Source organism: Serratia sp. BNK-33-b (assembly GCF_048684565.1).
GTDB classification, from domain to species: Bacteria; Pseudomonadota; Gammaproteobacteria; order Enterobacterales; family Enterobacteriaceae; genus Serratia; species Serratia marcescens.
Genome location: NZ_JBLQTZ010000001.1, coordinates 267,905 through 289,911, shown reverse-complemented (window position 1 = coordinate 289,911; position 22,007 = coordinate 267,905). Strand labels below are relative to the sequence as shown.

Genomic DNA, 22,007 nt, shown 5'->3' with positions numbered 1-22,007 from the left:
CTATTCCTAACAGCCTACTTGCGCACCCGGTGCGCAAGCCAGAAGAGGCGCGTCGCCCAGGTAGAGTGTCAGAGGAGCCGTTTCTCCGTTGACGGCACCCGAGGGGGAGCGACGCCGAGGTACGATAATGGCCGGCCATTATCGTATCGACTACAGGGGCTGAATCCCCTGGGTTGTCACCAGGGGATCGCCACAGGGCGATCGACAAGGTGGGGCGCTTCTGGGTGTATCGTAGCCTGACCTCTACGCCTGCCCCCTGTTTACCGCTCTCCCCTTGTGCCAAGGCTATGGAATTACAGTGCCCCAAACGGGCATCCCTGACACGAGGTTTCTAGATGAACCAAGCAGCACCCCAGAATTCCACCGTGGTAGCCAAGTTCGGCGGCACCAGCGTCGCCGACTTTGAAGCCATGAACCGCAGCGCCGACGTCGTGCTGGCCAATCCGCAGGTCCGCCTGGTGGTGTTGTCCGCCTCGGCGGGCGTCACCAACCTGTTGGTCGCCCTGGCCGAAGGTTGCGAGGCCGACAAACGCAACTACCAGCTTGATGAAATTCGTCGCATCCAGTACGCCATCCTCGATCGCCTCGCGGCGCCTGCGGTGATCCGCGACGAGATAGACCGCCTGCTGGAAAACATCGCCATGCTGTCGGAGGCCGCGTCGCTGGCCACCTCGACGGCGTTGACCGACGAACTGGTCAGCCATGGGGAGCTGATGTCCACCCTGCTGTTCGTTGAAATCCTGCGCGCCCGCAACGTGCAGGCCGAATGGTTCGACGTGCGCAAAGTAATGCGCACCGACGATCACTTCGGCCGCGCCGTGCCGGACAGCGCCGCGCTCAGCGAACTGGCCCGGTCGCAGTTGCAGCCGCGCCTGCAGGAAGCGCTGGTGGTCACCCAGGGCTTTATCGGCAGCGAGCCGAAAGGCCGCACTACCACGCTCGGCCGCGGCGGCAGCGACTATACCGCCGCGCTGCTCGGCGAGGCGCTCGGCGTCGGCCGGGTGGATATCTGGACCGACGTGCCGGGCATCTACACCACCGATCCGCGCGTGGTGCCGGCGGCCAAGCGCATCGACAAAATCGGTTTCGAAGAGGCGGCGGAAATGGCCACCTTCGGCGCTAAAGTGCTGCATCCGGCCACCCTGTTGCCGGCGGTGCGCAGCGATATTCCGGTGTTCGTCGGCTCCAGCAAGGATCCGGCGGCCGGCGGCACGCTGGTGTGCAACACCACCGAGAACCCGCCGCTGTTCCGCGCGCTGGCGCTGCGCCGCAAGCAAACGCTGCTGACGCTGCACAGCCTGAACATGCTGCACGCGCGCGGTTTTCTGGCCGAGGTGTTCAACATCCTGGCGCGCCATAATGTCTCCGTCGATCTGATCACCACTTCGGAAGTCAGCATCGCGCTGACCATGGACACCACCGGCACCACCTCCGTCGGCGGCAGCTTGCTGACCACCTCACTGCTGACCGAACTGTCGTCGCTGTGCCGGGTGGAAGTGGAAGAAAACCTGGCGCTGGTGGCGATCATCGGCAACCAGCTGTCGCGCGCCTGCGGCGTGGGCAAAGAGGTGTTTGGCGTGCTCGATCCGTTCAATATCCGCCTGATCTGCTACGGCGCCAGCAGCTATAACCTGTGCTTCCTGGTGCCGGGCGAAGAAGCCGAGCAGGTGGTGCGTACCCTGCATCACAACCTGTTCGAATAAGTCATTATCCTGATTGCGGGCGCAGCATGCTGCGCCCCTGCGTCTAAAAAATCCGTTCAAAACCTGCAGGGGTTCAGCATGTTGAGCCCGCAATAAAAACACAACCACACCCGCCGTTCTCAATCTGGCTAAGGAAAACCTGCATGCTGGCACTGCTCACGCGCTTATTCCCCCTCTGGGCGATACTGCTGTCCGTCGCCGCTTATTACACGCCGACCACCTTTACCGGTATCGGCCCCTACGTCAGCCCGCTGCTGATGCTGATCATGTTCGCCATGGGCGTCACGCTGCGGCTCGACGACTTCAAACGCGTGCTGGCGCGCCCCGGCCCGGTGGCGGCAGGCATCTTCCTGCATTATCTGATCATGCCGCTGGCGGCCTGGCTCCTGGCGATGCTGTTCCGCATGCCGCCGGATCTGTCCGCCGGCATGGTGCTGGTGGGCAGCGTGGCCAGCGGCACCGCGTCCAACGTGATGATCTATCTGGCCAAGGGTGACGTAGCGCTGTCGGTGACCATCTCGGCGGTCTCAACGCTGGTGGGGGTGTTCGCCACGCCGCTGCTGACCCGTCTGTACGTCGACGCCAAGATCAGCGTCGATATCATGGGCATGTTGTTGAGCATTCTGCAGATCGTGGTGATCCCGATCGGCCTGGGTCTGATCGTCCACCATACCCTGACCAAGGCAGTGAAACGCATCGAGCCACTGCTGCCGGCGCTGTCGATGGCGTGCATTCTGGCGATCATCAGCGCGGTGGTGGCGGGCAGCCAAAGCCATATCGCCTCGGTCGGTCTGGTGGTGATCGTCGCGGTGATCCTGCACAACGGCATCGGTCTGCTGAGCGGCTATTGGGGCGGCAAGTTGTTCGGCTTCGACGAGTCCACCTGCCGCACGCTGGCGATCGAAGTGGGCATGCAGAACTCCGGGTTGGCGGCCACGCTGGGCAAAATCTACTTCTCGCCGCTGGCCGCGCTGCCGGGCGCGCTGTTCTCGGTCTGGCACAACCTCTCCGGTTCGCTGCTGGCGGGTTATTGGTCCGGCCGCCCTATCAAGAAAAAATAAACCGCCTGCAGGGACGCAAACAATTGCGTCCCTTTTCTTCCCTGCGAAATTTCGTATTTCCCACTGGTCGGATTGTCATAATTTCCCCCATACCCTATCATCCGTGAAAAATAAAAATTCAGATTCTTCCTATCCATGCCGATAATGTTGGAAAGAGGAAGAGATGCTCCACTTTTTTTAATTAATTAAGTCACCAGGGTTGCCCGCCATAAAAGAAGCAGCCTAATTATTATTTAGATATATACCCACCGTCTTATTTGCTGCGGCAAATCAAGATATCTCGCAATGTGCATGTCGCTCATTATTTCGGGCCGGCCGTCGGCCGCCCGTGGTTAACCTCATGGATTGGGCTGGCTGCCCCGGCGGCCTCTCATAATGGATTACAATGATAAAAAAAATCACCGCCTTGACGCTGTTGGTCAGCACGGCCCTTTCCGCTGAAACCCTGCCGGACTCCCACATGATGCAGGATATGTCGATGGGGGAGTCGCGCCGCGCGCTGCAAGACAGCACGCGTGAAGTCAACCAGTTGATTGAGCAACGCCGCTACCAGCAGCTGAAGCAACAGCGCCTGCTGGCGGAACCGGAACCGGCCGCGCCCGCCCTGCCGCAGTCCGCGCAGTGCCTGCCGATCGCCGGCGTTTATCTGCAAGGTGTCACCCTGCTCTCGCCGGCCGATTTATCGGCCCTGAGCGCGCTGCCGGAACAGTGCATCAGCAGCAACGATATCAATCGCCTGACCCGTGAATTAACGCGCCTTTATGTGCAAAAAGGCTATATCACCGCACGCGTGCAAATTGTTCGCCCTAATTCACAAGGAGAATTGGGGTTAAGCGTGACCGAAGGATTTATCGAGAAAATAGAAGGCGGCGATCGCTGGGTCAACAGCCGTTTATTATTTCCGGGGCTGGAAGGCAAGCCGTTGAAATTAACCGAGCTTGATCAGGGATTGGATCAGGCCAACCGTTTGCAATCGAATACCACCAAGCTGGATATATTGCCCGGCCGCCAGGTTGGCGGTTCGGTTATTCGCTTGCGCAATCAGCATGCCAAGCCCTGGCTGATTACCGCCGGCACGGATAATTACGGCCAAAAAAGCACCGGCCGGTGGCTGGCGCGCGCCACCGCCACGTTGGACAGCCCGTTCGGCCTGTCGGACTTTGTCAGCCTGAACGCCAACAGCACGCTGGAAAATCCGGCTCACCGCTATAATCGCGCCTATACCCTGCTCTATTCGCTGCCGTACGGCGCGTTCACCTTCAGCGGGTTCGCCAGCTTCTCGTCCTATGAAAACCACCAGCAGTTGCCGCACAACGTGGTCAAACTGCACGGCCAGACCCAACAGTACGGGCTGCGCAGCGACTACGTGTTTTATCGCGATCACGATCAGATAGACAGCCTGAGCGGCCAGCTGACCTACAAGCGCATCGATAACTACTTCGAAAGCGTGCGCCTTGAGGTCAGCAGCCCAACGCTGACCCTGGCCGAACTGAGCGCCAGCCACCTGCAAATTCTGCCCAATGGCGTGTTCAGCGCCAACCTCAGCGTCGAGCAGGGGATGCCGTGGCTGGGGGCCGGCCGCCACCCGAGTTCGGTGCACCTCGACAGCCAGTTCACCAAGGGCAAGCTGTTCGCCAACCTCAGCCAGCGCCTCAGGCTGGGCGACGCCACCTATCAGCTCAACAACCTGTTCTACGGCCAGTACAGCCGCGATCCGCTGCCCGGCGTGGAGTGGCTGAGCCTCACCGATCGCAGCGCCGTACGCGGCTTCAGCCGCAGCACCCAGTCCGGGGACAACGGCTGGTATCTGCAGAATACGCTGTCGCGCAGTTTCAATCTGGGCGCCACCACGCTGACGCCGCGCCTCGGCGCCGACGTCGGCCGCATTCTGCCGCGTCAGGACAACTCTGGCTGGCGCAGCAGCGCCGGTATAAGCACCGGCGCCACATTGCGTTATCAGCGAGCGCTGGTCGATCTGGAGGTCAGCCGCGGCTGGATTTTGTCCAACCACGCTACGCCGGAAGATCCCGTTCAGGTGTTGGCCCGCTTTTCTTACACCTTTTAATCAACAGTTTTGCAGGACCCCACGGCAATATACGGAGAGACATGGATGAAAAATAATAACTTCAGACTTTCGGCGGCAGGTAAACTGGCCGCTGCGCTGGCGATTATTCTCGCCGCTTCCGCCGGCGCCTACGCCGCAGAGATCGTTGCGGCCAACGGCGCCAACGGCCCCGGCGTCTCCACCGCCGCCACCGGCGCGCAGGTGGTCGATATCGTCGCGCCGAACGGCAACGGGCTGTCGCACAACCAATATCAGGACTTCAACGTCAACCAGCCCGGCGCGGTGCTGAACAACTCCCGCGAGGCGGGACTGTCGCAGCTGGCCGGCCAACTGGGCGCCAACCCCAATCTGGGCGGACGCGAAGCCAGCGTGATCCTCAACGAAGTGATCGGCCGCAACCCGTCTCTGCTGCATGGCCAGCAAGAGATCTTCGGCATGGCGGCCGACTACGTGCTGGCCAACCCGAACGGCATCAGCTGTCAGGGCTGCGGGTTCATCAATACCAGCCATTCCTCACTGGTGGTCGGCAACCCGCTGGTGGAAAACGGCGTGCTGCAGGGTTACAGCACCTTCGGCAACCGCAACACTCTGAGCCTCAATGGCACCCTGAACGCCGGCGGCGTACTGGACCTGATCGCGCCGAAGATCGACAGCCGCGGCGAAGTGATCGTGCAAGATTTCAAACAGTCGAATGGTAAAGTGACCTCGGCGACGATCAACGCCATCAGCGGCCTTAACCGTGTGGCGCGCGACGGCACGGTGCAGGCTAGCCAACAGATGCCGACCGCGCTGGACAGCTACTACCTCGGCAGCATGCAGGCCGGTCGCATCAACATCATCAACACCGCGCAGGGCAGCGGCGTGAAGCTGGCCGGCTCGTTGACCGCCGGCGATGAACTCAAGGTGAAGGCCTACGACATTCGCAGCGAAAGCCGCGTCGACGACGCCAGCAGCAACAAAAACGGCGGCGATAACTATCAAAATTACCGTGGCGGCATCTACGTCAACGATCGCAGCAGCAGCCAGAAGCTGACCCGCACCGAACTGAAAGGCAAGAACATCAGCCTGGTGGCGGATAATCACGCGCACCTCACCGCCACCGATATCCGCGGCGAAGACATTACGCTGCAGGGCGGCAAACTGACGCTCGACGGCCAGCAGTTGAAGCAGACGCAAGGCCATACCGACGATCGCTGGTTCTACTCCTGGCAATACGACGTTACCCGCGAACGCGAGCAACTGCAGCAGGCGGGCAGCACCGTCGCCGCCAGCGGCAGCGCCAAACTCATCAGCACCCAGGAAGACGTGAAACTGCTGGGCGCCAACGTCAGCGCCGACCGCGCGCTGAGCGTCAAAGCGGCGCGCGACGTACACCTTGCCGGGCTGGTGGAGAAGGACAAATCCAGCGAGCGCGGCTACCAACGCAACCACACCTCCAGCCTGCGCACCGGCAGATGGAGCAGCAGCGACGAAAGCGAAAGCCTGAAGGCCAGCGAACTGCGCAGCGAGGGCGAACTGACGTTGAAAGCCGGTCGCAATGTCTCGACTCAGGGCGCCAAGATTCACGCCCAGCGCGATCTGACGATCGATGCAGACAACCAGATCCAGGTCGGGGTGCAGAAAACCGCCAACGCCAAAGCGGTGCGCGATGACAAAACTTCCTGGGGCGGCATCGGCGGCGGCGACAACAAGAACAACAGCAATCGCCGCGAGATCAGCCACGCTTCCGAATTGACCAGCGGCGGCACCCTGCGCCTGAACGGTCAGCAAGGCGTCACCATTACCGGCAGCAAGGCGCGCGGTCAGAAAGGCGGCGAAGTCACCGCCACCCACGGCGGCCTGCGCATCGACAACGCGCTGAGCACCACCGTGGACAAAATCGACGCGCGCACCGGCACCGCCTTCAACATCACCAGCAGTTCGCACAAGGCCGACAACAGCTACCAGAGCAGCACCGCCAGCGAGCTGAAGTCCGACACCAACCTGACGCTGGTCAGCCACAAGGATGCCGACGTGATCGGCAGCCAGGTCGCCAGCGGCGGTGAGCTGAGCGTCGAGTCGAAGACCGGCAACATCAACGTCAAGGCCGCCGAGCGGCAGCAGAACATCGACGAGCAGAAGACCGCGCTCACCGTTAACGGCTACGCCAAAGAAGCCGGCGACAAGCAGTACCGCGCCGGTTTGCGCATCGAGCACACCCGCGACAGCGAGAAAACCACCCGCACCGAGAATAGCGCCTCAAGCCTCAGCGGCGGCAGCGTGAAGCTCAAGGCGGAGAAGGACGTGACCTTCAGCGGCTCCAAATTGGTCGCCGACAAAGGCGACGCCAGCGTCAGCGGCAATAAGGTTTCGTTCCTGGCGGCCGACGACAAAACGGCCTCAAACACCGAGCAAACCAAGATCGGCGGCGGTTTCTATTACACCGGCGGCATCGACAAACTCGGCAGCGGCGTGGAAGCCGGCTACGAGAACAGCAAAACTCAGGCGCAAAGCAGCAAGGCGATCACGTCCGGCAGCGACGTCAAAGGCAATCTGACGATCAACGCCCGCGACAAGCTGACCCAGCAAGGCGCGCAGCACAGCGTCGGCGGCGCCTATCAAGAAAACGCCGCCGGCGTCGATCACCTTGCCGCCGCCGACACCGCCAGCACCACCACCACCAAAACCGACGTCGGCGTGAACATCGGCGCCAACGTCGATTACAGCGCCGTGACCCGTCCGGTCGAGCGCGCGGTCGGCAAGGCGGCCAAGCTGGACGCCACCGGCGTCATCAACGACATCGGCGGCATCGGCGCGCCTAACGTCGGCCTGGATATCGGCGCACAGGGCGGCAGCAGCGAAAAACGCAGCAGCAGCTCGCAGGCGGTGGTCAGCTCGGTGCAAGCCGGCAGTATCGACATCAACGCCAAAGGCGAAGTGCGCGATCAGGGCACGCAGTACCAGGCGAGCAAAGGCGCGGTCAACCTGACGGCGGACAGCCACCGCAGCGAAGCCGCGGCAAACCGTCAGGACGAGCAGAGCCGCGACACCCGCGGCAGCGCCGGCGTGCGCGTCTACACCACCACCGGCAGCGATCTGACCGTGGACGCCAAGGGTGAAGGCGGCACTCAGCGCAGCAACAGCAGCGCGAGCCAGGCGGTGACCGGCTCGATCGACGCGGCCAACGGCATCAACGTCAACGTGAAAAAAGACGCGGTCTATCAGGGCACCGCGCTGAACGGCGGCCGCGGAAAAACCGCCGTCAACGCCGGCGGCGATATCCGTCTTGATCAGGCCAGCGACAAACAGAGCGAAAGCCACAGCGGCTTTAACGTCAAAGCCTCCGCCAAGGGCGGTTTCACCGCCGACAGTAAAAACTTCGGCGCCGGGTTCGGCGGCGGCACCCACAACGGCGAAAGCAGCAGCAGCACTGCGCAGGTCGGCAACGTCAGCAGCCAACAGGGCGTTGAGCTGAAGGCGGGCCGCGATCTGACGCTGCAGGGCACCGACGTCAAGAGCCAGGGCGACGTCAGCCTGCGCGCGGGCAACAAAGTCGCACTGCAGGCGGCGGAATCGACCCAAACGCGTAAGGAAAGCAAGCTGTCCGGCAATATCGATCTGGGCGCCGGCAGCAGCGACAGCAAGGAAAAAACCGGCGGCAACCTCTCCGCCGGCGGCGCCTTCGACATCGCCAAAGTCAATGAGTCCGCGACCGAGCGCCAGGGCGCCACTATCGCCTCAGACGGCAAGGTCACCCTGTCCGCCAACGGCAAAGGCGATGACGCGCTGCATCTGCAGGGCGCCAAAGTCAGCGGCGGCAGCGCCGCGCTCGAGGCGAAAAACGGCGGCATCCTGCTGGAGTCCGCCAAAAACGAGCAGCATAAGGACAACTGGAGCCTGGGCATCAAAGCCAACGCCAAAGGCGGCCAAACCTTCAACAAGGACGCCGGCGGCAAGGTCGATCCGAACACCGGCAAAGATACCCACACGCTGGGCGCCGGTCTGAAAGTCGGCGTGGAGCAGCAGGATAAAACCACCCACGCCAACACCGGCATCACCGCGGGCGACGTGGCGCTCAACAGCGGCAAGGATACCCGTCTCGCCGGCGCGCGCGTCGACGCCGACAGCGTCCAGGGCAAGGTGGGCGGCGATCTGCGCGTTGAAAGCCGCAAAGACGTTGAGAACGGTGTGAAGGTGGATGTGGATGCCGGTCTGAGCCACAGCAACGATCCGGGCAGCAGCATCACCTCCAAGCTGTCGAAGGTCGGCACGCCGCGTTACGCCGGTAAGGTGAAAGAGAAACTGGAGGCCGGAGTGAACAAAGTGGCCGACGCCACCACCGACAAGTACAACAGCGTGGCGCGTCGCCTTGATCCGCAGCAGGACACCACCGGCGCGGTCAGCTTCAGCAAGGCCGACGGCAAAGTCACGCTGCCGGCAACGCCGGCCGGCGAAAAACCGCAAGGCCCGCTGTGGGATCGCGGCGCACGCACCGTCGGCGGCGCGGTGAAAGACAGCATCACCGGTCCGGCCGGTCGCCAGGGGCACCTCAAGGTCAATGCCGACGTGGTGAACAACAACGCGGTCGGCGAGCAATCGGCGATTGCCGGCAAGAACGGCGTGGCGCTGCAGGTCGGCGGCCAAACCCAACTGACCGGCGGCGAGATCCGCAGCCAGCAAGGCAAGGTGGAACTGGGCGGCAGCCAGGTCAGCCAGCAGGACGTCAACGGCCAACGCTATCAGGGCGGCGGCCGCGTCGATGCGGCGGCCACGGTCGGCGGGCTGTTAGGCGGCGCGGCGAAGCAAAGCGTCGACGGCAACGTGCCGTTCGCCAGCGGCCATGCTTCAACTCAGCAGGCGGACGCCAAAGCCGGCGTGTTCAGCGGCAAATAACGCGCCTTTCCTGCACAACGCCCCCGGTTTTCCGGGGGCGTTTTTTTTACAGCGTGCTCGGGGTATCTTCCCAGTCGCGATCGTCATCCTTGGCATCCTGATCCAACACGTTGTAAGCCACGGCGCAAAACAGCGAGTTCAGGCGCTTCATGTCCCCCAACAATCCCAAATGCAGTGAACTGGTCTCGATGCTCTGCACGTTTTGCTGGTGCAAACGATCGACGTGCGCATGCGCGTAGCGGCGATCCAAAATGCGGAAGCGATGCTTGGAACGGCGCAGGCGTTTGGCGCTGGTGACGTCGCCGGACAGGAACACCGACAGCCCCAGGCGCAGGTTGCCGATCAGCCGTTCGTGCAGCCCGTCCAGCTCCGCCAACCCTTCCGCCGAGAAGGCGCGGCGCGCGGCGTGCGACTTGGCGCCCACGTCGCCGGCCATGCGCTCGATGATGTCGCCCGCCTGTTCCAGGTTAAGCGCCATTTCGATGATTTCCGCCCAGCGGCGCGAGTCTTCCTCGCCCAGATCTTCCTTCTGGATCTGCGCCAGATACAGCTTGATGGCGGTGTACAGCACATCGACGTCATCGTCGAGGCGCCGCACCTCTTTATCGACTCCCTGCTTACCGTGCAGCACTTCACGTTGCAGGATCATCATGTGTTCCACCACGTCGCCCATGCGCAGCGTTTCACGCGCCGCGTTGGCCAACGCCAGCGTCGGCGTGTCCAGCGCGCTGGCGTCAAGATGGCGCGGCCGCATACGCGGATCGTCGGCCGCTTCGTCGACGATCAGCCGTTCGCACAGCGTCGCCATCGGCCCGGCCAGCGGGATCATCACCAGGCAGCGGATCAGGTTGTAGAACACGTGGAAATAGATCACCAGCTCTTCGCTGCCGCCCGGCAGCTGAGCCATCAAATCCGCCAGATAGGAGACGAACGGCAGCACCAGTATGCAGCCCACCAGCTTGAACAGCAGGCTGCCGAGCGCCACGCGCCGCCCGGCAGCGTTCTGACCGCTGGCGTTGATCATCGCCAACAGGCCGCTGCCGAGGTTGGCGCCGATCACCAGACAGAGCGCCACCTTCAGCGAAATCACGCCGGTGGCGGTCAGGGTGGCGGTCAGCAGCACCGCCGCCAGGCTGGAATAGCTGACAATGGCGAACAGCGCGCCGGTCAGCGCGTCCAGCATCACATCGCCGGTCAGCGATGAGAACAGCACTTTCACCCCGGCCGCCTGGGTGATCGGCGTGGCGGCGGCCACGATCAGCTCCAGCGCCAGTACGATCAGCCCGAGGCCGATCAGAACGCGTCCGATCTGGCCGATCCGCATCTGCTTGCGGCTGAGGAACAGGAAGACGCCGACCAGGATCAGCAGCGGCGACAGCCAGGAAAGATCGAAGGTCAGCACGCGCGCCATCAGCGCGGTGCCGACGTCGGCGCCGAGCATGATCACCAGCGCAGGCGCCAGCCCCACCAGCCCCTGTGCGACGAAAGAGGTCACCAGCAGCGCGGTGGCGTTGCTGCTTTGCACCAGCGCGGTCACGCCGATGCCGGAAACGAACGCCAGCGGTTTTTTCTCAACGCTGTCGCTCAACACGCGCCGCAGATTGGCGCCGTAAACCCGCATGATCCCGGTGCGCACGATGTGGGTGCCCCACACCAACAGCGCCACGGACGAAAGCAGGTGAAGAAGGGTCAGCACGGAAGATACGCTCCATTAACGCCCGGCCAAAGGAGGCTGATACCCGATGCTTGTCACGCGACGCAGAGAGGCGAGCCAAAGGATGACGGATACAGCGCGCGGTCCCGCCTGCCGGGCGTGGGTCTGGCAGGACAGCGGGCGGGCGGCAGACCGCAGAAGAGAAGGGTTAATGCGGCGGCGAGAAGGCCCCGGCGCCGCGCTGCGAAGTCATGCAACTTCCCGCAATACAACAGGTTCCAAGTGTAGCCCAATTTCCGCGCCGTCGGGCCGCAGGTCGGCCACCGAACGGTTGAGCACGTCAACCAGCAATTCTACCTCGCAAACCTGAATCCGATACCGTACCACATTCCCGAGCAAACTGTGACCCAGGATCACCCCGCCGATCCCCTGTCCCGCCGGCAACAGGACGATCGATTCGGGGCGGATCGCCACCTTGCCGACATAGCTGCGCCCGGTCAAGCGGCCGGCCTGTTCGGCGCTCAGCAGGTTGTAGTTGCCGATAAACCCGGCGGCGAAGGCATCCGCCGGCTGGGTATACAGGGTTTCCGCATCGCCGCTCTGCACGATCTGCCCCTTGTTCATCAGCACGATGCGATCCGACAGGGTCAGCGCCTCTTCCTGATCGTGAGTGACGAAGATCGCCGTCAGGTTCAGCTCGCGCTGAATGCACCGGATCTGCTCGCGCAGGTGTTTGCGAATACGCGCATCCAGCGCCGACAGCGGTTCGTCGAGCAGCAGCAGACGCGGGCGAGTGACCAGCGATCGCGCCAACGCTACGCGCTGACACTGGCCGCCCGACAGCTGATGCGGATAGCGCTTCGCCAAATCGCTCAGCTCCACCAGCGCCAGCGCCTCCTGCACCCGCTGGCCGATCTGTCCGGCCGCCAGCTTCTGCATTTTCAGGCCGAAGGCCACGTTGCCTTCCACCGCCATATTGGGAAACAGCGCATAACTTTGAAACACCATGCCGATGCCGCGCTTTTGCGGCGCCAGCGGCACCAGATCCTGGCCCTGCAGCAAAATTTGCCCGCTGTCGACCGGGGTCAGGCCGGCCAGACAGCGCAGCAGCGTCGATTTGCCGCAGCCGCTAGGCCCCAGCAGGGTGACGAACTCCCCCTCTTCGGCGGTGAAATCGATATCCTGAAACACTTGGGTCTGGCCATAGTGTTTGTTCAGGCGGGTGACGTTGAGATAAGCCATCGGGTTAGCCCTTGTTTTTATTCAGCAGGTTCGCCAGCCAGGTGACGAGCAGCACCACGGCGAAATAAGAGATGACCAGCGCGCTGGTGAAATGCCCGCTGCCGTTGCGCATGTTGAACAGGTAGACCTGCAGCGTTTCATACTGGCTGCCCACCAGCAGGTTGGCGAACACGAACTCGCCGATCAGGAACGAAAACGACAGCAGCACGGCGATCGTTCCGCCCTTGCGCAGATTCGGCAACACCACCCACAGCGCCGCCTGCCAGGTGCTGGCGCCCAGCAGGTGCGCGGCGTCCATCAGATCGCGCAGGTTGATCGCCTGCATGTTGTTGCTGATGGCCCGGTAGATAAACGGCAGCGCGATGGTGAAATAACAGCCCACCAAAATCCAGGGAGTGCCCAGCAGCGGCAGCGGATCGGCGGCGAACAGCTGCATCAGCCCCACCGCCGACACCACCGGCGGCACGGCGAACGGCAGCAGAATCAGCACATTCATCACCGCGTCAAGCCTAGGGAAGTAGTAAGCGATTACAAACATCGCCGGCAGGATCACCACCACCGACAGCAGCAGCGTGCCGAAGCAGATCAGCAGCGAGTGCCACAGCGCCTGCAAAAAGCGCGGGTCGCTCCACAGCGCCGTCAGCCACTTCAGGGTAAAGCCGTCCGGTAAAATGGTGGCGCCCCACTGGGTGGCCAGCGCATAAATCAGCGTCGCCGCCAGCGGCAGCAGCAGGATCAGCAGCAGCAGGCCGGTCACCGTGCGGTGATAGAGGCGTTCAGCACGCGACATGAGCATTCTCCATCCGATTATGAGCGCGCATTGAGGTAACTCCTGCGCAGCATCCATTGGTGGATCACCGTGATAAACGCCATCATTACCACCAGCAGCATCGCCAACGCGCTGGCCAGGTTCGGATCGAGGGAAATATCCCCCGCCACCAGCGCCGAGATGCGGATCGGGATCACGTTGAAGTTGCCGGTGGTCAGCGCGTACACCGTGGCGTAGGCGCCCAGCGCGTTGGCCAGCAGGATGACGAAGGTGCCCATCAGCGCCGGCGCCAGCACCGGCAGGCCGATATGCCGCCAGTAGCGCCAGGGGCCGGCGCCAAGCAGCGCCGCCGATTCGCGCCAGTCGGCGCGCAGCGCGTCGAATGCCGGATACAGCAGCAGCACCCCGAGCGGGATCTGGAAGTAGGTATACAACACGATCAGGCCGCTCTTCGAATAGAGGTTGAAGCTCTCCATCAAACCGTATTTTCGCAGCAGCAGCGTCAGGCAGCCGTTCAGCCCCAGCAGAATGACGAAGGCGAACGCCAGCGGCACCCCGGCGAAGTTGCTGGTCATGTTGGTGAACGACATCACAAAGTCATGAAACCGGGTCTGGCCGAGCTGACGCAGTGAGTAACTGCCCACTAACGCAATCAGCAAGCCGTAGACGCTCGACCACAGCGAGATCTCCAGCGAGAACTGAAAGGCCTGCAGGTAGAACGGCGACGTGAGGATATCGACATAGTTGCCCCATCCCCAGCCGCTGCTCTCGCTGAAAAAGCTGTGAACCGCGATCCACACCAGCGGGGCGATCTGAAACGCGCCGAACAGCACGATAAACGGCAGCAGGCATAGCGCGGCGATCCATTTGGTTTTGCTGTTCATCGCGCATCCTGCGCCAGCAGCGCCCGGCAGCGCGGCTTGTCGTGCGGCGCCTGCAGCAGATCGCAGATCGTGCCGCACAGCTCGGTTTGCTGCGGATCGGCGTCATCCAGGCTGAAGCCCGCGCCGAATACGAACAGCGGCACCTGGCGCTCTTCCGGCAACACCCCGCCGTGGCTGCGATCGTCGTTCATGCCGTGGTCGGCGGTAACCAGCACCTGATAACCGGCCGCCAGCCACTCGGGCAGGTAACGCGACAGCGAACCGTCGGCGCGGCGCGCCGCGTTGCGGTACTGCGGCGAAGAGAGGCCAAAGCGGTGGCCGGCATCGTCGATGTTCATCGGGTGGATCAGCAGGAAGTCCGGCTGATGACGCTGGCGCAGGCTTTCGGCGTCGTCGAACAGATGGCTGTCGGGATAGCCGTCGTCGTAATAAAAATGCCCGTGCTGGATAGGCAGCTCGGGGGCGTCGGTATGGCGGTCGCGCGCGGCGTCGAACGGCGTGCGGTTATACAATTCGCTGAACCAATGATACGCGGCGGCGGCGGTGGTCAGCCCGGCGGCGCGCGCGTAATGAAACACGCTTTGTTGATGAGAAAGGCGCGAGACGTGGTTATGCACCACGCCGCTCTCCACCGGCGTGACGCCGGTGAGGATGCATTCATACAGCGGCCGGGAGAGCGAGGGCAACTCGCTCTCCAGCAGGTACAACCGCCCGCGTCCCGCCGCGCATTCGGCCTGCAGATACCCCATGGCGTCGTGCGCCACCCGGTAGTTGAGGCCGTCCAGCAGCACGAGGATCGTTTTCATGGTGCGTTAACTCACTGCTGCATAAACATAATGACGTTTTCCTGCCACAGGCGCGGCAGCGCTTTGGCGCTCTGTTCCCAGGCCGCCGGATCGGCGATCGGGTGCGCATTCTTGTACTGCTCGGCCGGCAGCAGCTTGGCCTTGACGTCGTCCGGCAGCGTCAGATGCTCGGCGCGGATCGGACGCGCATAGCCGCGCGCCAGGTTGATCTGGCCGGCGTCGGAGAAGATGTATTCGCGCGCCAGTTTGGCGGCGTTCGGGTGCTTGGCGTATTTGTTGATGATGGTGGTGTAGCCGGAGGTGATCGAGCCGTCCGACGGGATCAGCACTTCAAAACGGGTTTTGTCGATCTGGTCGCGGTAATTCAGGCCGTTGAAGTCCCACACCACGCCAACCTGCACTTCCCCTTTCTCCAGCGATGCGATCACCGGGTTACTCAGGCTCAGTCGGCCGGCCTTGGCCAGCTTGCCGAAGAATTCCAGGCCCGGCTTGAGGTTTTTCTCGTTGCCGCCCATGGCGTAGGTGGCCGCCAGCACGCCGCTGGCCGCCTGCGACGCGGTGCCGACGTCGCCGATGGTGACCTGATAGTTGCCCTTCAGCAGATCGGCCCAGCTGTGCGGGATGTCTTTCACCTGCTGTTTGTTGATGATAAAGGCGATGGTGCCGGTATAAGCCAGCGCCCAGTGGCCGTCTTTGTCTTTCGCCCAATCCGGCACCTGATCCCAGGTAGAAGGTTTGTACGGCTGCGTCACGCCCTTCTGTACCGCCACCGGGCCGAAGGCCGCGCCGACGTCACCAATGTCCGCCGTGGCGTTGTTCTTTTCCGCATCGAATTTGGCGATCTCCTGCGCGGAGCTCATGTCGGTATCGACATGCTTCAGGCCGTACTTGCTCAACAGATCTTGCCAGGTGCCTTTCCAGTTGGCCCAGCTGTCCGGCATGCCGACGCTGTTGACTTCGCCTTCTTTCTTCGCGGCCTGCTCCAGCGCCGCCAGATCGGTATCCGCGGCCCAGCTCATCTGGCTGGATAACACGATGGCACTGGTTAACACAGAAGCGCACAAACGTTTCATAACTGATGCTCCAGGTGGTAGTGTGGGGAGGGCTGGACTAGTCCAGCAAGGACCAAACCAATCTAACGGACGAATGTGATAATTATATGTCAGCTTAAAAAAGCGACAGTTTTATCACCCATTGCAACGGCGAAAACGCGACGCTGGTCTACCTTAAAGGCCAAACGCACTGAAACGGGACACCCGCTGTATGAGTGAAGCACCGACGACCGTCGCCACCATCTGCCAAACGCTGCACGCCCGCATCACCGCCGGCGAGTTCGCCGTGGGCGGCAAGCTGCCCTCCGAACGCGCCCTGAGCGAGCAATTCGCCACCACCCGCATTACCCTGCAGGAGGCGCTCGGCCAGTTGGAGGCGCAGGGCGTCATCTACCGCCAGGTGCGGCGCGGCTGGTTCATCTCGCCGCCACGTTTGATCTACAATCCGCTGCAGCGCAGCCATTTTCACGCCATGGCGCAGCAGCAGGGGCGCGCCGCGCATACCGAAGCGATCGACAGCGCGGTCGTCACGCTCGACGCGCCGCTGGCCGGCCGCCTGGCGCTGCCCTCCGGCGCCGAGGCCTATCGCATTCGTCGGCTGCGCTACATCGACGGACGTGCGGTGCTGTACTGCGAGCACTACCTCAATCCGGCCTATTTCCCCGGTATTCTGGACGAAGATCTGACCCAGTCGCTGACCGCGCTGTACGCCGCGCGCTACGGCATTCACTACGGCCGGGTGCGTTTCGACATGCTACCTACCCTGCTGCCGCAGCAGGCCGCCGCCATGCTGAAGGTGACCTACGGCAGCCCGGCGCTGTTCATTACGCGGGTGAATCGCGATCAACATGACCGGGTGATCGATTGCGACCTGGAGTATTGGCGGTACGACGCGCTGCACATCGATGTGGAAGCGCTGTAAATGACAAGGGCGCATCGCTGCGCCCTTAAAGAGGAAAGTCAGTCGGCGTCGTAGCCGAGGTTTGGCGCCAGCCAGCGTTCGACCTCGCTCACGCTCATCCCTTTACGCGCCGCATAGTCTTCCACCTGATCGCGCTGGATCTGCGCCACCGCGAAGTACTTGCTCTCAGGATGGCTGAAGTACCAGCCGGACACCGCCGCCCCCGGCCACATGGCGAAGGACTCCGTCAGTTCCATGCCGGTGTGGCGGTTGACGTCCAGCAGCTGCCAGATGGTCGCTTTTTCGGTGTGCTCCGGGCAGGCCGGGTAGCCCGGCGCCGGCCGGATGCCCTGATAGTTTTCGCGGATCAGTTCCTCGTTGCTCAGGTTCTCGTCGGCGGCATAACCCCAGTGCAACTTGCGCACCTGTTCGTGCAGGTATTCGGCGAAAGCCTCCGCCAAACGATCCGCCAGCGCCTTGACCATGATTTTGTTGTAATCGTCGTGCTGTGCATCGTACGCCGCGGCCAGCGCGTCCTCCTCCAGCCCGCCGGTCACCGCGAAGGCACCGAAGTAGTCAGCCTTGCCGCTGCTTTTCGGCGCCACGAAGTCCGCCAGACAATAGTTCGGGAAGTCGGTTTTTTCCGTCTGCTGGCGCAGATGGCGACTCACCGCCAGCACCTCGCCGCGCTGTTCGTCGCAGTACACTTCCACGTCGTCGCCGACGCGGTTGGCCGGGAACAAACCGTAAACGCCGCGCGGGTTGAGGCTACGCTCGGCCGCCAGCCGATCCAACATCTGATTGGCGTCGTGGAACAGGCGCTTGGCCTCTTCCCCCACCACCTCATCCTCGAGGATGCGCGGGTATTTGCCCGCCAGCGACCAGGTCATGAAGAACGGCGTCCAGTCGATATAATGGCGCAGCGTCTCGATGCCGGCCGACACCGGGAATACGCCAAGCTGCCGTGGCGCCGGCGGCTGATAGTCGGCCCAGTCCAGCGCCATGGCGTTGGCGCGCGCCTTGTGCAAATCGACCGGCGGCGTGCGCGGTTTTTTGCGCGCGTGCTGAATGCGCACCGTTTCATACTCTTTGCGGGTGCGCGCCACAAACTCATCGCGCTGGGTGGCGGACAGCAGCGCCGACACCACGCCCACGGTGCGCGAGGCGTTCTGCACGTAGGTGGTCGGGCCGCTGTAGTTCTGCTCGATTTTCACCGCGGTGTGCGCCTTGGAGGTGGTGGCGCCGCCGATCAGCAGCGGCAGCGTAAAGCCCTGGCGCTCCATCTCTTTGGCCACGTTGACCATCTCGTCGAGCGACGGCGTGATCAGCCCCGACAGGCCGATGATGTCGACGTTCTCCTCGCGCGCGGTGCGCAGGATTTTCTCCGTCGGCACCATCACGCCTAGATCGACGATTTCATAGTTGTTGCACTGCAGCACCACGCCGACGATGTTCTTGCCGATGTCGTGCACGTCGCCCTTCACCGTCGCCAACAGGATTTTCCCCGCGGAGGTGCCCTGCTGCTTGCTGGCCTCGATGTACGGTTCCAGGTAGGCCACCGCCTGCTTCATCACGCGGGCGGATTTCACCACCTGCGGCAGGAACATCTTGCCCTCGCCGAACAGATCGCCGACCACGTTCATCCCTGCCATCAGCGGCCCTTCGATCACTTCGATCGGGCGTTCGGCCTGCTGCCGCGCTTCTTCGGTGTCCAGCTCGATAAACTCGGTGATGCCCTTCACCAGCGAATATTCCAGCCGCTTTTCCACCGGCCAACCGCGCCACTCCGCCTGCTGCACCGCCGCTTCGCCGTCTTTGCTGCCGCGGTACTTTTCCGCCAGCTCCAGCAGGCGTTCGGTGCCGTCCTCGCGACGGTTGAGGATCACGTCCTCTACCGCCTCGCGCAGCTCGCCAGGCAGATCGTCGTAAATCGCCAGCTGCCCGGCGTTAACGATGCCCATGTCCATGCCGTTGCGAATGGCGTGATACAGGAACACCGCGTGGATCGCCTCGCGCACCGGATCGTTGCCGCGGAACGAGAACGACACGTTAGACACGCCGCCGGAGATCATCGCGTGCGGCAGGTGGGTTTTGATGTCGGCGCAGGCTTCGATAAAGTCGACGGCGTAGTTGTTGTGCTCTTCGATGCCGGTGGCGACGGCGAAGATGTTCGGGTCGAAAATGATGTCTTCCGGCGGGAAGCCGACGCGTTCGGTCAAAATTTTATAGGCGCGGCGACAGATCTCGAACTTGCGCTCGCGCGTGTCCGCCTGGCCCACTTCGTCGAACGCCATCACCACCACCGCGGCGCCGTAGCGGCGCACCAGTTTGGCGTGATGGATAAAGGCCTCTTCGCCCTCCTTCATCGAGATCGAGTTGACGATGCCCTTGCCCTGAATGCACTTCAGGCCTTTCTCGATAACGGACCACTTGGAGGAGTCGATCATGATCGGCACCCGGGCGATATCCGGCTCGCCGGCGATCAGGTTGAGGAAACGCACCATCGCCGCTTCGGCGTCGAGCATCCCCTCGTCCATGTTGATATCGATGATCTGCGCGCCACTCTCGACCTGCTGGCGCGCCACGTCGAGCGCCTCGTTGTATTTCTCTTCTTTGATCAGGCGTTTGAAACGTGCCGAACCGGTGACGTTGGTGCGCTCGCCGACGTTGACGAACAGGGTGTTGGCGTCGATGGTCAGCGGCTCCAGACCGGCCAGGCGGCAGGCGACCGGGAGCTCCGGCAGCCGGCGCGGCGGCACGCCCTCGACCGCCTTGGCCATCGCGGCGATATGTTCCGGCGTGGTGCCGCAGCAGCCGCCGATGATATTGAGGAAGCCGGCCTGCGCCCACTCCCCAACCTGGCGCGCCATCTCGGCCGCATCCAGATCGTACTCGCCGAAGGCGTTCGGCAAACCGGCGTTCGGGTGCGCGGTGACATAGGTCTCCGAGATGCGCGCCAGCTCGGCGACGTACTGGCGCAGCTCGTCCGGGCCCAGGGCGCAGTTCAGGCCGAAGGTCAGCGGTTTGACGTGGCGCAGCGAATTGTAAAACGCTTCGGTGGTCTGGCCGGACAGGGTGCGGCCGGAGGCGTCGGTGATGGTGCCGGAAATCATGATCGGCAGTTCCACCCCCAGCGCTTCGAATTCGGTTTCCACCGCAAAAGCGGCGGCCTTGGCGTTGAGGGTGTCGAAGATGGTTTCGATCATGATCAGATCGACGCCGCCCTCCACCAGCGCGCGGGTCGATTCACGGTACGCCGCCACCAGTTCATCGAACGAGATGTTGCGGAACGCCGGATCGTTGACGTTCGGCGAGATGGACGCGGTGCGGTTGGTCGGCCCCAACACCCCGGCGACGTAGCGCGGTTTTTCCGGCGTGCGCGCCGTCCATTCGTCGGCGCAGGCGCGCGCCAGGCAGGCGGCCTGATAGTTAATCTCGGCGGACAGCGACTCCATGTGGTAGTCGGCCATGGCGATGGAGGTGGAGTTGAAGGTATTGGTCTCAAGGATATCGGCGCCCGCCTCAAGATAGGCGTAATGAATGGCGGTGATCACTTCCGGCTTGGTCAGCACCAGCAGATCGTTATTGCCTTTCAGATCGCTGCGCCAGTCGGCGAAACGCTCACCGCGAAAATCGCGCTCGTCCAGACGGTAGCTCTGGATCATGGTGCCCATGCCGCCGTCCAACACCAAAATGCGCTGCGCTAACTGGCGGCGCAGTTGTTCTACTCGATTCGTCACTGTAACCCCTTCCATTGCCATCCAGCCCATTGCTCAACTGCCGCAAACACCAACGAGTCATCCTAGCACAGCTTGTAAGGACAAAGGGCCAGGCGACAATTGAGAGTTTTTCAGGTTGTGCGCCAACACCTCCGATGAGCTGACGGCGGCTTGCAATTCATCGACAAAAAACGAAAATGAATTCCATCATACGGAAAAAGGAATCTCACCCATGGCCACCCCTGCTCCCGCCAAACGCGGCAAGAAGCCCCGCGCAGCAGCCCCCGCCGCCAGTGCGGCGACCGGTCAGGTACAATCGTTGACCCGTGGCCTGAAACTGTTGGAATACATTTCGGAAGCCCAGGGCAACGTGGCGCTGACCGATCTGGCCCAGCAGGCCGGCCTGCCGAACTCCACCACTCACCGCCTGCTCACCACCATGCAGCAGCAGGGATTCGTGCGCCAGGTCGGCGATCTCGGCCTGTGGACCATCGGCTCGCACGCTTTTGTGGTCGGCAGTAGCTTCCTGCAAAGCCGCAACCTGCTGGCGATGGTGCATCCGACGCTGCGCCGCCTGATGGAAGAGTCCGGCGAAACCGTCAACCTGGCGGTGCTGGATACCAGCGAGTACCAAGCGATCATCATCGATCAGGTGCAGTGTACGGCGCTGATGCGCATGTCGGCGCCGATCGGCGGCAAACTGCCGATGCACGCCTCCGGCGCCGGCAAAGCGTTCCTCGCCACCCTGCCGGACGATCAGGTGACCAAACTGTTGCACAAGAAAGGCATGCACACCTACACGCCGCACACCCTGACGCCGCACAACCTGAAAGAGGGGCTGGCGCAGATCCGCAAACAGGGCTTCTCCTTTGACGACGAAGAGCACGCGCTCGGCCTGCGCTGTGTGGCGGCCTGCATCTTCGACGAGCACCGCGAAGCCTTCGCCGCCATTTCCATCTCCGGCCCGGTGTCGCGCATCACCGACGATCGCGTGATCGAGCTGGGCGCGCTGGTGATCCATGCGGCCAAAGAGATCAGCCTGGCCTACGGCGGCGTGCGCTGATCCCGCCCATCTGAGGGGCGCCCCAGCGCGCCCCTGCTTCCCTGCCATGCTCTGTTGTCAGCATGTAACAGGCTGTCGGCATCCTGTTTAGCACACAGGCAAAAAGCTTGAAGCCGATCACAGTTAACGATCCTCACGGCGAAAGCCCATTGCAACCGCTCAAACTTCCTTCGACAATGTTACCGATAACATGTTACCGGTAACAATCAAACTGAA

General features: G+C 62.7%; 13 protein-coding genes and 1 riboswitch. Of the genes, 6 read left to right on the top strand and 7 right to left on the bottom strand.

Annotated features, from left to right (window positions below; genetic code table 11):
• Positions 1-34: 34 nt before the first annotated feature.
• Positions 35-228: riboswitch (Lysine riboswitch) on the top strand.
• 107 nt (positions 229-335) lie between these two features.
• From lysC to ACMGGK_RS01345, 4 genes are all read left to right on the top strand, one after another.
• Positions 336-1,703: a lysine-sensitive aspartokinase 3 gene (gene lysC, locus ACMGGK_RS01360; RefSeq protein ID WP_420276629.1), complete on the top strand. Its 1,368-nt coding sequence runs from the start codon at positions 336-338 to the stop codon at positions 1,701-1,703.
• Between the two features lie 143 nt (positions 1,704-1,846).
• Positions 1,847-2,764 (top strand): ketopantoate/pantoate/pantothenate transporter PanS, encoded by a 918-nt coding sequence (panS, locus tag ACMGGK_RS01355; protein WP_033639257.1) that lies wholly within the window; start codon positions 1,847-1,849, stop codon positions 2,762-2,764.
• A 385-nt stretch (positions 2,765-3,149) separates the two neighbouring features.
• Complete coding sequence (locus tag ACMGGK_RS01350) at positions 3,150-4,829, top strand: ShlB/FhaC/HecB family hemolysin secretion/activation protein (RefSeq protein ID WP_016930293.1); 1,680 nt, start codon at positions 3,150-3,152, stop codon at positions 4,827-4,829.
• Between the two features lie 45 nt (positions 4,830-4,874).
• Positions 4,875-9,701: a hemagglutinin repeat-containing protein gene (locus ACMGGK_RS01345; protein WP_420276628.1), complete on the top strand. Its 4,827-nt coding sequence runs from the start codon at positions 4,875-4,877 to the stop codon at positions 9,699-9,701.
• Positions 9,702-9,747: 46 nt separating this feature from the next.
• Here ACMGGK_RS01345 and ACMGGK_RS01340 read toward each other — a convergent pair whose 3' ends face one another.
• The 6 genes from ACMGGK_RS01340 to ACMGGK_RS01315 all read right to left on the bottom strand — a co-directional run bounded on the left by ACMGGK_RS01340 (position 9,748) and on the right by ACMGGK_RS01315 (position 16,129).
• Positions 9,748-11,397 (bottom strand): Na/Pi cotransporter family protein, encoded by a 1,650-nt coding sequence (locus tag ACMGGK_RS01340; RefSeq protein ID WP_016930295.1) that lies wholly within the window; start codon positions 11,395-11,397, stop codon positions 9,748-9,750.
• Between the two features lie 207 nt (positions 11,398-11,604).
• Positions 11,605-12,597, bottom strand: a complete 993-nt coding sequence (locus tag ACMGGK_RS01335; RefSeq protein WP_420276627.1) for an ABC transporter ATP-binding protein — start codon at positions 12,595-12,597, stop codon at positions 11,605-11,607.
• 4 nt (positions 12,598-12,601) lie between these two features.
• Positions 12,602-13,387, bottom strand: coding sequence for an ABC transporter permease (locus ACMGGK_RS01330; RefSeq protein WP_033639254.1), 786 nt, complete (start codon positions 13,385-13,387; stop codon positions 12,602-12,604).
• A 17-nt stretch (positions 13,388-13,404) separates the two neighbouring features.
• Positions 13,405-14,250: an ABC transporter permease gene (locus ACMGGK_RS01325; protein WP_016930298.1), complete on the bottom strand. Its 846-nt coding sequence runs from the start codon at positions 14,248-14,250 to the stop codon at positions 13,405-13,407.
• A complete protein-coding gene (locus ACMGGK_RS01320; protein WP_016930299.1) occupies positions 14,247-15,056 on the bottom strand; it encodes an alkaline phosphatase family protein in 810 nt (269 codons plus the stop codon). Before ACMGGK_RS01320 ends, ACMGGK_RS01325 begins: the two co-directional genes overlap by 4 nt.
• Before the next feature lie 11 nt (positions 15,057-15,067).
• Complete coding sequence (locus tag ACMGGK_RS01315) at positions 15,068-16,129, bottom strand: ABC transporter substrate-binding protein (protein WP_016930300.1); 1,062 nt, start codon at positions 16,127-16,129, stop codon at positions 15,068-15,070.
• Between the two features lie 190 nt (positions 16,130-16,319).
• Here ACMGGK_RS01315 and ACMGGK_RS01310 point away from each other — a divergent pair, with 190 nt between their 5' ends.
• Positions 16,320-17,030, top strand: a complete 711-nt coding sequence (locus ACMGGK_RS01310; RefSeq protein ID WP_004936656.1) for a UTRA domain-containing protein — start codon at positions 16,320-16,322, stop codon at positions 17,028-17,030.
• Between the two features lie 38 nt (positions 17,031-17,068).
• Here ACMGGK_RS01310 and metH read toward each other — a convergent pair whose 3' ends face one another.
• A complete protein-coding gene (metH, locus tag ACMGGK_RS01305) occupies positions 17,069-20,764 on the bottom strand; it encodes a methionine synthase (RefSeq protein WP_420276626.1) in 3,696 nt (1,231 codons plus the stop codon).
• Between the two features lie 196 nt (positions 20,765-20,960).
• Between metH and iclR the strand changes: the two genes are divergently transcribed.
• Complete coding sequence (gene iclR / locus ACMGGK_RS01300) at positions 20,961-21,791, top strand: glyoxylate bypass operon transcriptional repressor IclR (RefSeq protein WP_004936648.1); 831 nt, start codon at positions 20,961-20,963, stop codon at positions 21,789-21,791.
• The last annotated feature ends 216 nt before the right edge of the window (positions 21,792-22,007 follow it).